Genomic DNA, 14,981 nt, shown 5'->3' on the forward strand with positions numbered 1-14,981 from the left:
GGACATCGTCGCTAGCAGCGCCGCCGCCCTCGTCAGTGAGCGGACTTATAGAGGACACACCCGAAACAAGTCAACAGGGCACTTTGAAGAAATTACAGAAAAGTGGTAAGTGTTTGAGATATTGGGGTAATTTCGTGTTTCAGGGGAATCGCCCATCAAATCCCGCCGAAATTGCATGCCGAACCTCCCGGCAATGGGCTCCCAATAATAGGATTTAGCAAGTCGCCCCTCGCGACGGCCTTTCTAGCTAAAGTTCATATCCTTGCATGGACGAAAGGCCACTCGTAGCAAGTGTGCTCTTTATCTTTAGCCAATCAAGCAGACTGAAAAGCCGTTTCCAAAACGGCTCTGGATTTGAGCGCCACCACGTCCTTGTCAATAACTGAACTTATCTGATATATCAGATATCAATATCACTTCTGATGTGAGGAACTGTTGCATTGGCCCCAATTCAGCCATCAGCCTTGGATGATCGTATTGCACGGCTCGATCCGCAGCTTCTGACGACACTTCGTGACCATGTGCACCGGACGCTGAGAACAGCCATTCTCTCAGGACGCTTTTCGCCTGATGAACGCGTGAACGAACGCCAACTTGCAGAGCAACTTGGTGTGAGCACCACGCCGATCAAGGAGGCCCTCCGTCAGTTGGAGGCAGAAGGTTTGGTAGAGACGCTTGCCCGGCGCGGAGTCGTTATTCGGTTCAATGAGAGCTGGGCCGAGGAGACTATCCTTGCCCGGGCAGCTCTGGAGTCCATGATCGCTCGGCTCGCTGCGAAACGGTTACAGCAAAATGCAGTTGAAGCTTTACAGCATACGATCGAGCAGATGCGGATTGCGACCACTGACGCGGCAGCGGATGAACTCATCGCGCTTAATGAGACTTTTCACGATCAAATTCACGTCGCCTCCAGGTGCCAGTACCTTTCACGAATGATCGAGCGCCAACGCTTCTACGACGCGGGAATTCGTCGCGTCATTCATTCAGACCCTTCAGAACGGGCAAAAGCACTCGCCGAACACACAGACATCGCCACGGCAATCATCTCGGGCCAAAGTGATGAGGCCGAAAGAGCCATGCGCGATCACGTCGTGAGGTCAGGCGACACGTATCTAAGCATTATTTTCAAAAAACTGGGAGGAGAACCAGAGTGAACACATCTATGGAAAAGGTGCGCAAGGCACTGACGGGTATTTCAGGCGTGCCAGTCACACCCTACGCCGCGGATGGGAGTGTCGATACATCGATCTTATCGACCTTGATCAAGGGTCTCGCAGACGCTGGCGTTCACAATCTTATGGCGGCAGGCAATACGGGGGAGTTCTTCACCCTGTCGATGGAAGAGGTGCGTCTGGTTCATCAGACAACCATAAAGGCTGCGGCAGGCGCCTCGCTGGTCAGCGCGGCCGTCGGCCGTTCGCTGACGGAAGCCAAGGCCTTGGCGCGTGATGCGATTGCCGAAGGTGCCGACGCCATCATGGGACATCATCCCATGGACCCGTTTGCGGGGCCGAGTTACCAGGCAAAATATTTTCTGGAGCTGGCGGAGTCTTCCACCGTCCCCGTCATAGCCTATGTGCGTAGCGACAGCTTTTCTGTTGCAGATTTTCGCAAGCTGGCGCTTCATCAGAATATTGCAGGCATCAAATTCGCCTCCAGCAACCTCATGCTACTGGCAGAAGTCATCCGCGCCACGAAAGACGCCCCCGCAATTTGGGTCTGCGGTTTGGCAGAGGGTTGGGCTCCGGCATTCTATGCGATGGGCGCACGCGGGTTCACATCCGGATTGGTCAATGTCTTTCCAGAACGTTCGCACGCCATTCATCGCGCGCTGGAAGCTAGCGACTATAGAGCGGCTCGCGAATTGATAGACGGCATCGCCGGCTTCGAAGCCATGCGCACGAAATATCTCAACGGTGCCAATGTCACTGTCGTCAAGGAAGCCATCGGCATGCTCGGCACCAACGTCGGCCCGGTTCGCGTTCCCGGGGTGGAGAAACTGAACGATGCAGAACGGGCTGAACTGAAAGAGATTGTCGAGCGGGTAAAAAGAGAGGCACCAGTTGCCGCTTGAGCGGCAGGACGCTTCCCTCCCCGGATCAAGAAATAAGCGCCAAGCTATAATATCGTCTCGCAACCGCATTTTTCGACTTGCATAGCGAGACAAATCATTTATATGACGCGCTAACGAAGCGGCACAGACCACTTCGGTTGCGTTGGGGAATAGTTCAACGGTAGAACGACGGACTCTGACTCCGTTAATCTTGGTTCGAATCCAGGTTCCCCAGCCAATCTCTTTTCTCCCCCTTATATCAAAGCCTTAAGGGCGACCGCTCACCTCGAAGCGTGCTGCTTTATGTAGCTCTCATCAACATCGCATCAGATGAGCAGCGTATGAGGGTTTGATTTTCGTAACTTGAAATGCCGACGCTTTCTGTAGCTTCAATATGGCGAATTCGCCAACGGCCACGTCATTCCCATTGTGCCGCGCTAGAAGGCCAGCAGCCCCTGATGGATAGGATGGGGTCGGCTACGTCCCAAAAGACTTTCCGATGTAACGCTGGACGGGTGGACTGATGGGTAATCTCAACAAGAGGGAATGCCCACTTCGTATATACGCCTTTGGAACATGGCGTGGCCGCACGTAAACCTGGCGGTCCGCTTGCGCGCCCATTCCAGCTGTCAACTTCGAAGCAGTTCATGTCTGCTAATGGTGTGTTTCCGTCACGATGTCAGTCAACCCAAACCGCGTGTGGCCGACCAACATCATCGTTTTGCCCTAGCCCCTCCTCCTCGGCAGAGCCGACATTCACACAAATGTATTGAACCTTGTTGCTTGAATTCATACACCCTGCTCAAGCAAGTTGTTCATGTTCGCTATAACCGGTCCCGTTTGTTGGGGGCTTGTATAGGCATGCATGTAAGCTGACAAAGGAACGCAGATGTCGATTACCGTAGAAAAAGTTATTCCCGCTGCGCGTATGCGCCAGTTCCATCAGATGGTTGACCGCTGGCTTAACGAGGGTCCGATCAGGCTTGCGACGAATGCCACGATCACCGCAATGGACAATGCCGGAATCCCGAAAGCTGAGCAGGCAGCGATCATCGAGGACCGGGATATCATCATGAAACACAACATGCGTCTCGGTGTCATCAGCGAAGTCTTCGCACCGGCCATTGAGAAAACGGTGAATGCATTCCGGTCTGGAAGTGACGCACAGGATGAGATCGCTCGGTTGATTGTGACTGCAGTTGGCATCCGTCAGGACGATGACAGTGAACGAGTGACATTCACCTTTGCAACGGAAGGTGAGGCAGACGCCTTCGATAAAGCCATCTGAAGGCATCGCCGTGAGCGGTTATCGGTATAATAACTCGGCAAGCACCCCGCCTTTGTTAAGGCCGTTCGCCCCTTGTTGGCCCTAGTTGGACGTTCGACATATAATATCGCGATTGCACCTTGAGCGATGGATCAAGGTTCTGATCCCTCTTTCTCAACCGGAGTCGACAAAGGCGTAGACCCTCGAGAAATCGGCTCGCGCTGCATCCTTCCGATGGACCATAAAAATGTAGTCGCCGTGGTCGCCGAAGCTGAAATCTGCTTCGCCTCCGGATGCGAGCTTGATGAGGATAAACCAGCCATCTGGCGCGGATATATCTGACCAATCGTTTCGTGCGGCATGGTTCGCTGCCATTTTCTGGATCGCAGGAAGATCGCGAACGCCGCTTATGCCAAACATCTGGTGCTGTGGGCCATCTCCGATTTTAAAGCGCTCACCAATCGCGATGGCAAAATCCGATGGGTCTTCGATACCGAGATCTGCATATTTTTTCGGGTTGTTCTTCTCACCTAGCTGGCCGAAGGGAGCGCTTAGAGAGCGTTCGAAGCGCAGGGCCTGCGCCGAGCGGCTGAATTCGTATTCGGAGGCAAAGGCCCTCACAGTTGCGCCGTCGCGCGTGAATGTCATGCGGCCTGCCTCGTCAACACGAACCGATAGTCCATCAACGGCCTGCCCGTTCGGAACAAATCGCTTGAGGTCGCTATCCCAGACGATCATCTGCGATACCGAGATTGCCGTGTCCATCGCGTCTTCCGGCAGCGTATAGGGCTCGAGAGTGGCGTCCGCCGGTGTGTAGAGGACGCGCCAGTCCGAGTACTCCGTTCCAGTAAAGAAGGAGATCAGCCCGGATTCCGGTAGCGCTTCCGGGCGATCGGGCACGTCAGCGAGATTGATCTGGGCAAGATAATTGAGGTGCAAGCCGTTGTCGTCGCGCGGCCAATCCATGTCGGCAGACAGGTCAGGACCACCGCCGATGCGGCTCAGTCCAGCGATGTTGCCGTCAGCGGCATCGAATTCAACCATGCTAACCGTTGGCATGACGATCAGGCGTAGGGCGTCACGCTTATCCTGTAACCCAGCGTCAGCCACCGCCTCATTGAAGCGCTCCTCGATACTGGCCACGGGCGCCTTCGCCGCCGCTGCATTTTCAATGCGCCGTTGCTCATGGCTTTGCTGCATGCGAATGGCTGACACCCGCTCCATGTTGTCCTTCAGTCTTTCAAGGACGGCTGCCCGCTCGGCGTCCGCCACAGCTCTTGGTTCGTCCGCCGCACTGCCTTCGAGCTTGAGGCGGATGGATCCCAGCAGACGCTCAAAATCAGTCTCGATCTCGGTGAGGTCAGGTGCACTGACCATGGCGGTGGCGTGATACCATCTGGAACCATCGGCCGATACCAAAAGGACGCGCAGGCGGTACCAGTCACGTCTTTCCTTCGTCTCCCAATCTTGCAGACGATCCTTTACCTTGCTCATCTCGCCCGTCATGCCCGCGAAGGTGACAGCCTTTCGCTCTACGATCTTGCCGCCGTCGTCTGTAAGGCGTTCGCCGAACCATTTTTCGGGCGATTTTCTCTCACGCTTGGAAGACCATACGCTCATCTGTGGCGAGAACACCGTCTCCGGATGACGGCGAAATCCGATTGATCCTGCAAAGACGCGGACATTTTCAAACATCGGATTTGCTTCAATCGAGAATTCCGGCGTTTCGACCAGCTTCATATGATAATCCCAACATGTACGTAGCCACTTCGATACTCGACCAGATCAGAAACCTGCGCAATGGCCGCAAATGCCGTGATGCGGTCGCGGCAGGTTCTGACAATGAGCGGACATGACGTCATCAGTCCGGCGAAGCCAAGGCGACGGAGCCTAACCGGATAGGAGCACACAACGGTCAAATCGATTGATTGCCAAATCCGCGCGGCACGTTCGGTTTTAGGGCCTTGCCCAGAAGACCAGAGCATCTCATTTGCTCCCTAAACCTGCGCTCATCTAACATACGCAGGGACACCAGACGGCGAGCCTTTGCTTCGCCATCTGGCTCACCAACATCTCAGCGCACACGATTGCTGACCAATAAACTCCCCATCACCAGATCAAGATGCGCTTCCATGAAGCTGGGGATATCCAGTTCGCGGCGGTCGCCGTGGATGAGGGTTTCTACGGCCATGGCCACGACAGGGGCGAAGATGATGCGGGCGGTTGCTCGGGGGCCGGTTATGAACTCGCCTGCTTCTATTCCTTCATCGAGAATGGTTTGGATGCGAATGAGCAATGGCTCAATCAGCTCGTCGCGGTGCGTGTCGATCACCTGCGGGAAGCGTGTGCCCTCGGATATGACGAATCTCAATATCTGGCGCAGGCGCCGGTCTTTCAGCAAGCCTTCGTAGAGCAAAAGCAGCAGCTCCTTCAGCCGCTCGGCACCGTTGCCCTGCAGGTGCTGGCTTTCTTTCGCCAGATCATCGATCGGGGCGGCGATGTGGCGGATCATTGCCGCAAAAAGCTCTTCTTTTGTAGGGAAGTAGACATAGACCGTTCCCTTGGTTACCCCTACTCTCTCGGCGATATCTTCCACCCGTGCTGCGGTGAAGCCATGTTCGACAAATTCTTCAAAGGCTGCTTCCAGAATTTGCGTGGGCCGAAGTGCCTTCTGTTCGGCGCGTGTCAGCCGTTTCATATGCGATCCTTAACCATTTTGCCCGCGGCGAATATCGCAGCAAACAATTTCATTGACTGTCCGGTAAGTCAAATGTATCACGGTTTCATCACGGTTCAAGAGGCAATGCATGAGACGTCTCGCTTTACCCGCCCTTATGGCGATATCCCTTGCAGGTCTTTCCGCCTGCACCCCAGATAAAGAAACAGAAGAGAAATCTCCCCGGCACGTCGAGACGGTCAAGGTTCACACCGTAAAGGTGGCTGAGGCCGTTTCGACGACTGGGGAAATCAGTGCGCGCGTTCAGTCCGACCTTTCCTTCCGGGTCAGCGGCCGTATTACCGAGCGGCTTGTCGACATTGGCCAGCATGTGACCAATGGACAGGTTCTGGCCCGCATCGATCCTGAAGAGCAGAAGGCGGACCTGGAAGTGGCCTTGGCTACTCTCCAATCCGCGCAGGCCCAGCAGACTCAGGCTCAGCAGGCATTCGACCGCCAGCAGAGCCTGTTCAACACAGGCGTGACGACAAGGGCCGCGCTGGATCAGGCGCAGGAAACATTGCTCACCGGCCAGGGTACGGTTCAGTCCGCCCAGGCGCAGGTGGAAACGGCCCGGGATGCTCTCGACCAGACTGAGCTGAAAGCGGATTCCGACGGTATTATCACGGCACGCAACGCGGAAGTCGGTCAGGTTGCACAGGCTGCGCAGCTGGTCTTCACGCTGGCGCATGATGGCCCTCGCGATGCCGTCATCAACGTCGATGAGTCCATGCTTCTGGGAGGCGAGCTTCAGGACGATGTGTTCGTCAAGATGCTTTCCGGTGGAGACCCGATCAAGGCAACGGTGCGCGAAATTTCACCGACACTCGACACCACGAAGGGCACAATCCGCGTGAAGCTTTCACTTGATGCGGCAGCGGCGGTTCGGCTTGGAAGTGCCGTTGTCGCGACTGCGCATTACAAGCCCGTTGATACCATTCAACTGCCTTGGTCTGCCATGGCATCGGTTTCCGGCCAGCCAGCCGTATGGATCATCGATCCAAAGAGCGGCTCAGTATCGCTGCGCAAAATCGAAGTTGGCAACTACGTCAACGAGCGTTTTTCAGTCCATTCCGGCCTGTCCGAAGGTGAAACTGTCGTTGTCGATGGCACCAAATTCCTCACCGCTGGCGAAGTCGTGGCATACGAAGGAGCGGCTCAATGAAATCGTACAAGACCGTTGTGGCGCTGATGCTGGCCACGACCTTTCTCGTTTCCTGCCAGAAGCAGGAGGAAACCGCTGCTGAAAAGCCGCGGCCCGTGTTGTCTGTGGTAGCCGAACTCATGCCCGAGGCAACGTTGACTTTGCCCGGCACAGTCAACGCACGCATAGAAACAGAATTCGGATTTCGCGTTCTCGGGCAAATCGTCGCTCGCAATGTGCAGGTCGGGGATATCGTCAAAAAGGGCGATGTGCTTGCCGCAATAGACCCGCTCGCCCTGGAGCTTGCTGTCAGAAGTTCGCAGTCTGATGTGTCCAATGCACAGGCGCAACTTGCCAATGCAGTCACCAACGAGCAGCGCCAGCAGACGCTGTTCGAACGGCAGTCTGCGGCGAAATCCACTTTCGAAACTGCGCAGCAGGAACGCGTTACCGCCGAGGCCAATCTGAACAAGGCCAAGGCCAATCTCGATAAGGCCGAGGAACAGCTGGGTTACTCCCAGCTGCGGGCAGAGTTCGATGGTGTCGTCACCACCACCTCCGCTGAAGTCGGCCAGGTCGTTTCCGCAGGCCAAAGCGTCGTGACCGTTGCGCGGCCGGAAGAACGGGATGCCGTTATCGACGTGCCGGAAGCCGGAGGCGCGCTTTTGAAGCAAGGCTCGGAATTCAACGTCTCACTGCAACTGGACCCGGATATCCGCGCCAAGGGGCTCGTTCGCGAAGTCGCGCCTGAAGCAGACGATGCGACACGTACCCGCAGAACGAAACTGACGCTGATCGACCCGCCGGAGGCGCTGCGCCTTGGCGCAGTCATCACCGCCAGCGCCGCGACCACCTCGCATCCCGTCATCCGTCTTCCGGCATCGGCAATCAAAAAAGACGGCTCGAAAACCTCTGTCTGGGTCGTTGATGACAAGGCAGGCAAGGTTTCGTCGCGAGACGTCACCATCGACGAAGGCTCGACGATTGGCGACCTGGTGGTGATTGCCGATGGCGTCAACCCGGGTGACCGCATCGCGGTCGCGGGTGTCAACCAACTCAAAGACGGCCAGGCCGTTCGCATCGATCAGGAGACTGCCCAGTGAAATCGTTCAATCTTTCCGACTGGGCGCTCGAGCACCGTTCGCTCGTCTGGTACTTCATGATCGTCTTTATTCTGGCGGGTACCTTCTCCTACCTCAATCTCGGACGTGAAGAAGACCCATCCTTTACGATCAAAACGATGATCATCAACGCGCAGTGGCCCGGTGCCTCTGCCGAAGAGGTCACGAAACAGGTCACCGACAGAATCGAGAAGAAGCTCGAAGAGCTAGACGCGCTCGATTACACCCGCAGTGAAACCAAGGCGGGCCAGACGACGATCTATGTCGAACTTCTTCCCACGACCAAGGCGAAGGATGTTGCCGGCAACTGGATCCGCGTCCGCAACATGGTCAACGACATCAAGGGCGATCTGCCAAGCGGTGTGCTTGGACCCTCGTTCAACGACACATTCGGTGATGTTTACGGCAACATCTACGCCTTTACCTCGGATGGCGTGTCTCAGCGGCAATTGCGTGATCTGGTAGAAGACGCCCGCGCAAAGCTGCTGACCGTTCCGGACGCTGGTAAGATCGATATCATCGGCGAACAGGATGAGGTCGTCTATCTCGAGTTTTCAACGCGCAAGATTGCAGCACTGGGGCTTGATCGCCAAAGCATTATCGACACGCTTCAGGCACAGAACTCGGTGACCCAATCCGGCTTCGTGGATGCTGGTCCTGAGCGTATTGCACTGAGAGTGGGTGGGGCATTTTCGTCTGAGGAAAGCCTGAAGTCGATCAATCTTCGGGTCAATGACCGATATTTCCCACTCACGGATGTCGCGACCATCAAGCGCGGATATGTCGATCCGCCGTCTTCCCTCTTCCGCTTCAAGGGTCAACCGGCAATCGGTCTGGCCATCGGCATGACGCCCGGTGCGAACCTGCTGACATTCGGTGAAAATCTCGATGCCGAGATGAAGCGTGTCGTTGCAGACCTGCCAATTGGCGTCACGGTAGAACGCGTGTCCGATCAGCCGGCGGTGGTTGAAGAGGCCGTATCCGGGTTCACGACCGCCTTGTTCGAGGCCATCGTCATCGTTCTTGCCATCAGCTTCATAAGCCTGGGTGTAAGGGCGGGTCTGGTCGTTGCGATCTCCATCCCGCTCGTTCTGGCCATCACCTTCGTCTTCATGGAATATACCGGCATATCGCTGCAGCGTATTTCGCTCGGTGCACTCATCATCGCGCTTGGCCTTCTCGTGGACGACGCCATGATCGCGGTGGAAATGATGGTCTCGCGATTGGAAGTAGGAGACAGCCTGCGAAAGGCCGCCACCTACGTCTATACCTCGACGGCCTTTCCGATGCTGACGGGCACGCTTGTCACCGTCGCAGGCTTTATCCCGATTGGCCTCAACAGCAGTGCGGCTGGTGAGTTCACTTTCACGCTCTTCGTCGTCATCGCGGTGTCGCTCGTCGTGTCTTGGATCGTGGCCGTGGTCTTCACGCCTCTCCTGGGCGTGGTCATCCTGCCAAAAACGATGAAATCGCATCATGAGCAGAAGAGCCGCACGGCCAAAGGTTTTGCGTGGCTGCTGCGTCTTGCCATGCGGTGGCGGTGGATTACGATTGCCACAACGGTCGTCATTTTCGCCCTGTCTCTGGGTGGCCTCGGTCTGGTGCAGCAGCAGTTCTTCCCGGCATCCGACCGCGTCGAACTCATCGTGGACTGGAGCCTGCCACAGAACAGCACCATTGCCGAAACCAACAGGCAGATGGCGCAGTTCGAAAAGGACAAGCTCGTCGGCAATAAGGACATCGACCACTGGTCGACCTATGTCGGTGAAGGCGCGCCTCGTTTCATCCTTTCCTATGACGTTCAAAGCCCAGCCAGCTGGTTTGGCCAGAATGTCATCGTGGCCAAGGATCTGGAGGCAAGAAACCGTCTTCGCAGCGACCTTCAGGCCTATCTCACCAAAACATTCCCCGGCACCGATGCCTTCGTCAAACTGCTCGATATCGGCCCACCGGTGGGTAAGCCCGTGCAATACCGCGTAAGTGGTCCGGACGTGCAGAAAGTGCGTCAGTTCGCCCAGCAGTTCGGAACCATCGTCAATGCCAATCCGCTGCTGACCAACATGACCTATGACTGGAACGAGCCATCGCGCGTCGTGAAGGTGGATGTGTTACAGGACAAGGCGCGGCAGCTTGGCGTTTCTTCTCAGGATATCGCGACCCTGCTGAATGATATCGTCGAAGGTACGTCCAGCACCCAGATCAGGGACGATATCTATCTCATCGACGTTATTGGTCGCGCCGAAGATGTCGAGCGTGGTTCTATCGAAACGCTGAAGAACCTGCAGTTGGCGGGTTCGAATGGAAAATCCGTTCCGCTTTCTGCAGTCGCCAAGTTCCGTTACGAGCTCGAACAGCCCATGATCGGACGCCGCGACCGTATCCCGACGATTACGGTCAAGGCTGCCGTCATCGGCTCCACGCAACCGGCAACGATTGTCGAGGAGCTGAAGCCGGAAGTGGCAAAGTTCACGGCGTCACTCCCTGCTGGTTACAAGGTGGAAATCGGTGGCTCGGTTGAATCCAGCGCGGATGCACAGGGGCCAATTGCAGCTGTTGCGCCGATGATGCTGCTGGCAATGGCGACAATTCTGATGCTCCAGCTTCAGAGCTTCAGCAGATTGTTCCTCGTCTTCGCTGTTGCACCGCTTGCTCTGATCGGTGTCGTCGCCGCGCTACTTCTCAGCAATGCTCCTATGGGCTTCGTCGCCATTCTCGGTGTCCTCGCTCTCATCGGCATTCTGATCCGAAACTCGGTCATCCTCGTGGTGCAGATCGAGCATCTCAGAACCGAGGGCGTATCGCCCTGGCGCGCGGTGATCGAAGCCACGGAGCATCGTATGCGGCCCATAATGTTGACGGCAGCGGCAGCCACGCTTGCCTTGATCCCCATCTCCCGGGAAGTTTTCTGGGGACCAATGGCCTATGCCATGATGGGCGGTATTGTGGTCGGTACGGTTCTCACGCTTCTGTTCTTGCCAGCTCTCTATGTCGCCTGGTTCAGAATTCCGCGTGAGGACGACGCTGAACCGGACCACGAGACAGCAACGGCCTGATTGATAAGAGGGAGGGTGCGAAACGCGCCCTCCCATCCCGCCCTTAATTTATAAAGCGACGCGTATAATGTTTCTTTTTTCCTTCTGCGGTGACCGGACCATTCGCTCTGCCCTCGCCATCGCCGCCATTGGAATTGCCCTTTCCGGCTGCGCGTCTCGTCCCGAGGCCGACGTCCTTAAGCCCGTTGCGCTGAAGAACGACACGGCTCAGACCATCGGCGTGCTGGCTGTCACCAACCGCGATCACCAGAGCAAAGACAACTCCTTCGGCAATCGCTGGGCGGCGGCAGTTCACTACGACCGTTTCGTCTTCTCTATCCCGCCGGATAGAAAAGGCGCGGCCATTACCTATCCGGCAAAGCAGCCCGACCCGAAGCGCCAATTTGTGGTGACGGGCCGTGAAAATCTATCGAAGGACGGGCTGGTGCTGGCGGCAACGCGTGCGGCCAATTTCGATGGCACGGTTGCCGTCTTCGTCCATGGCTACAATTACTCCTATCAGGAAGCTCTGTTCCGCACGGCGCAGATGGCAGCGGATGCCAAGACGATCAGCCCGCCGATCATGTTCTCGTGGCCGTCGGCTGCCAGCGTCACGGGATATGTGGCGGATAAGGATGCGGTTCTATATTCCCGCACCGAGCTGGATGCGCTTTTGACGGCGCTGACGAAGTCGCCCAAGGTCAAGCGGGTCATCGTGTTTGGCCACAGCATGGGCGGTTTTCTGTCCATGGAAGTCGCCCGGCAGCTGAAGCTTCAGGGTCGCGACGACGTGCTGGCAAAGCTTCAGATCATCCTTGCCGCGCCTGATATCGACGTCGATGTCTTCCAGTCGCAGCTCAAGGACATTGGTCGCATCCCCAATCCGATCACCTTGCTGGTATCGAAAGAAGACAATGCGCTCAGCATTTCGAGCTTTGTTGGCGGCGAGCGCCCGCGGGTCGGGCTTCTCGACATCCACGACCCGATCATTCAGAACACGGCGAAGGCCGAGCACCTGACGGTGATCGACATTTCCTCGCTGCAATCGTCAGACGGGCTGGGACATGACCGCTATGCTTCGCTTGCAAAGTTCGCGGGCGATCTCAGCAAGGCTGAAACAAAAATGCGCAGCAATGGCGGCAATATCGGCGCATTCGTCTTCGACGCCGCCGGTGCTGCTGTCGCAAGCCCGTTCAAGCTGGCAGGGCAGATCGCACGCCAGTGAAGAAAGCCAGCCTCCGCGCTTTCAAGCGGAGGCTGCCGTTACCACCACAACCTGCGCATTCCAGTTCTCCGGCAGCGGATCGGGTCTGGTGATCTCGATGTCTTCCACGATGAGATCGGACACACCTTTGGTGAAAATTCCGGGGATGCCGTTCGGATAGTCAATGAGGCCGATAATCTTGCCATCAGGTCCAAAACGCCAGGCATTGACGCGACCCGCACTTTTATCACCGATGGGAAAGCGGTCGAAACGATCGTCTATCGTCGGGCGGATATCGTAGCAAAGACCGGTTTTCAGAGGGCCGACTTTCTGGTCGAGCGAAATGCGCCGCAGGGTGATGTTGGAAATACCGCCCTCATGTTCCGAGACCATGTTGATCGCACCTTCCATGACGCCGGTGACATCCTCGATCAAAACGTTGCTGACTGTGCCCGCCGGAAACTCTTCCGGTCGCCTGTCTAGAACTGTGATCGTGATCGCTTCGCCGGAGCCCCAAAAGCCCGCAGGCGTCTCATGGCAATCAACGGAAATGCGCACGAAGCGAATACCCTCCACCAGGCCGCCATCGCGCGAGAAGATACCAAGGCCGCGATTGGACTTTTCGATGCGAACATCTTCGAAGGAAATATTGCGAAACGGCGAAAAGCTTTCCGTACCGAGCTTCAGCGCGCAGGAACGGCTTTCAACGATGCAATTGCGGATGTTGATATTCTCACATGGACCGGTCAGCGATCCATCTTCGCGGCGTGTCGTCTTCAGCACGATGCCATCATCTGCGGTGCGGAATACGCTGTCGAAAATCTCGACATTGCGGCAGCCGTCGATGACGATACCATCCGTGTTGGGCATGCGCCTGTCGTTATCGACGGCAACGCCCTTGACCTGAATGTTTTCGCAACCCGCAAAATGCATGGTCCACATCGGCGAATCGTCTATCCGAAGGCCTTCGATGCGGATGTCATTGCAGCCATCCAGCACCAGAATACGCGGGCGATAGCGTGACGCAACCAGCGTGCCCATGTCACCATCATCGCCGTGGGTATAGCGCGTCGAGCCCGCGCAAAAAATCCGCCCACCGCCAATTAGCGCAATGTTGTCCGCCCCAACCGCCGTCATCATCGCCCGGTTGCTTTCCTCGGCGACAATGGCGACAGTGGTTTGCGCATAGGCATCATAGCTCGGAATAAAATGCAGCTCCGCTCCCTCCAATATCTCAATCGTGAGATTGGAGCGCAGGCGCAGACCGCCGCAGTGATGGAGACCGGGCTCCAGCACAATATGCAGAAGTCCCTCATGCGTATCGAAAAGCGATTGAAGCTTCCCGGTGATCTCTTCTGTCTGAGGCGCAATGCGAATGGTGGGAGAGAAAGGCATGGTTCCAACCTGATTATCTGAAAAGGATTTTGAGGCGACCCGTTTTGACCGGGCCGCCATTGAAATCAGCAACGGGTCTGCAAAAGCGCAGCGATGTAGCCGTAGCAGAAGGCGAATGCGACCTGCTGCTGGTTATCGCCCGACAGCGTCGGCGCGTGGTCCGGCATGACCATGTATTTGTAACCCGTGTCCCGCAGCGCATCGATAACCGCTGGCATGTCGATATCGCCATCCTCGGGGAAGCTTTCACGGAAGGAATAGCGTTTGCCGACGATGTTGCGGTAATGGATGTTCATGATCTTGCCACGCTCACCGAACCAGCGGGTGATGGCGGGCACTTCAGACACATCCTCGACCATCTCACCCAGCGTGCCGATGCAGAAATTGAGGCCGTGGACTGGGCTCTCATGCATGCTGACAAAGCGCTTCATGCCCTCGACAGAGCCCAGAACGCGCGTCACGCCCATGTAACCGGGTGGCGTTGCGGGATCATGCGGATGGCAGGCAAGGCGGATATTGGCGGCTTCGGCAACGGGCACGACCCGCTCCAGAAAATAATCCACTCGCTCCCAGATCGTATCTTCATCGATTGAGCCAATGCCCTGCGGGGTCGGCTCATCGGGATTGGCCAGATCCAGCCGGAAGGCTTCCGCCATATAGCCACCCCTGCCAGGCTCCATCGGTGTGCGCGGAATACCGATATAGTTGAAATTGTAGCGCACGGATGGAATGCCCGCGGCGGCGCAATTTTCAATCAGGCGGCAGATGCCGTCGATCTGGCTATCGCGCTCAGGCCCTGCCAGCATGATATCCTTGCATGGAACATCGCGATCGACGCGCGTGGATGGCATAGGCAGCTGCGTCATATCGAGGATCAGCCCAAAGCTCTCGATCTTCTCACGGAAGGCTTCCAGCGTCGGTCGATCCCAGCTGCGCCAATCCCCCGGCGGCGTTGCCGAGATATTGTTGACACCAAGCTGCTTCATCACCCTGTAGTCATCGTCATGGCGGGCGGGGATTTGTGTTCCGAGATACATCTGCATTGCTCC

The 14,981-nt window shown here is 56.6% G+C and carries 11 protein-coding genes and 1 tRNA gene; 8 read left to right on the plus strand and 4 right to left on the minus strand.

Going from position 1 to position 14,981, the window contains the following annotated elements:
* Positions 1–440 precede the first annotated feature (440 nt).
* The 4 genes from ABUK73_RS17060 (at position 441) to ABUK73_RS17075 (ending at position 3,341) form a co-directional block, all read left to right on the plus strand.
* On the plus strand, positions 441–1,154 hold the full coding sequence (locus tag ABUK73_RS17060; protein WP_353578316.1) for a GntR family transcriptional regulator: 714 nt from the start codon (positions 441–443) through the stop codon (positions 1,152–1,154).
* Positions 1,155–1,162: 8 nt separating this feature from the next.
* Positions 1,163–2,074, plus strand: coding sequence for a dihydrodipicolinate synthase family protein (locus ABUK73_RS17065; protein WP_353578469.1), 912 nt, complete (start codon positions 1,163–1,165; stop codon positions 2,072–2,074).
* Between the two features lie 143 nt (positions 2,075–2,217).
* Positions 2,218–2,291, plus strand: a tRNA-Gln gene (locus tag ABUK73_RS17070).
* Positions 2,292–2,942: 651 nt separating this feature from the next.
* Positions 2,943–3,341, plus strand: coding sequence for a hypothetical protein (locus ABUK73_RS17075; protein ID WP_353578317.1), 399 nt, complete (start codon positions 2,943–2,945; stop codon positions 3,339–3,341).
* 153 nt (positions 3,342–3,494) lie between these two features.
* Here the strand turns inward: ABUK73_RS17075 and ABUK73_RS17080 are convergent, their stop codons facing one another.
* Both ABUK73_RS17080 and ABUK73_RS17085 read right to left on the minus strand, forming a co-directional pair.
* Positions 3,495–5,060, minus strand: coding sequence for a DUF1963 domain-containing protein (locus tag ABUK73_RS17080; RefSeq protein ID WP_353578318.1), 1,566 nt, complete (start codon positions 5,058–5,060; stop codon positions 3,495–3,497).
* Positions 5,061–5,394: 334 nt separating this feature from the next.
* Positions 5,395–6,018: a TetR/AcrR family transcriptional regulator gene (locus tag ABUK73_RS17085; RefSeq protein WP_353578319.1), complete on the minus strand. Its 624-nt coding sequence runs from the start codon at positions 6,016–6,018 to the stop codon at positions 5,395–5,397.
* A 109-nt stretch (positions 6,019–6,127) separates the two neighbouring features.
* Here ABUK73_RS17085 and ABUK73_RS17090 point away from each other — a divergent pair, with 109 nt between their 5' ends.
* From ABUK73_RS17090 to ABUK73_RS17105, 4 genes are all read left to right on the plus strand, one after another.
* Positions 6,128–7,201: an efflux RND transporter periplasmic adaptor subunit gene (locus tag ABUK73_RS17090; RefSeq protein ID WP_353578320.1), complete on the plus strand. Its 1,074-nt coding sequence runs from the start codon at positions 6,128–6,130 to the stop codon at positions 7,199–7,201.
* Positions 7,198–8,283 carry an efflux RND transporter periplasmic adaptor subunit gene (locus tag ABUK73_RS17095; protein WP_353578321.1) on the plus strand — a complete coding sequence of 362 codons (1,086 nt, stop codon included), beginning with the start codon at positions 7,198–7,200 and terminating at the stop codon, positions 8,281–8,283. The genes ABUK73_RS17090 and ABUK73_RS17095 overlap by 4 nt, the downstream gene beginning before the upstream one ends.
* Entirely contained in the window at positions 8,280–11,354 is a 3,075-nt protein-coding gene (locus tag ABUK73_RS17100) for an efflux RND transporter permease subunit (protein WP_353578322.1), read from the plus strand. Before ABUK73_RS17095 ends, ABUK73_RS17100 begins: the two co-directional genes overlap by 4 nt.
* A 67-nt stretch (positions 11,355–11,421) precedes the next feature.
* A complete protein-coding gene (locus ABUK73_RS17105) occupies positions 11,422–12,558 on the plus strand; it encodes an alpha/beta hydrolase (RefSeq protein ID WP_353578323.1) in 1,137 nt (378 codons plus the stop codon).
* 21 nt (positions 12,559–12,579) lie between these two features.
* Here the strand turns inward: ABUK73_RS17105 and pglB are convergent, their stop codons facing one another.
* The gene (pglB, locus tag ABUK73_RS17110; protein ID WP_353578324.1) at positions 12,580–13,932 is read right to left on the minus strand and encodes a polygalacturonase PglB; all 1,353 of its coding nucleotides are present in this window, start codon (positions 13,930–13,932) and stop codon (positions 12,580–12,582) included.
* Positions 13,933–13,997: 65 nt separating this feature from the next.
* Positions 13,998–14,969: a mannonate dehydratase gene (locus tag ABUK73_RS17115; protein ID WP_353578325.1), complete on the minus strand. Its 972-nt coding sequence runs from the start codon at positions 14,967–14,969 to the stop codon at positions 13,998–14,000.
* Positions 14,970–14,981 lie beyond the last annotated feature (12 nt).

The organism is Agrobacterium vacciniicorymbosi (assembly GCF_040427045.1).
Lineage (GTDB): Bacteria > Pseudomonadota > Alphaproteobacteria > Rhizobiales > Rhizobiaceae > Agrobacterium.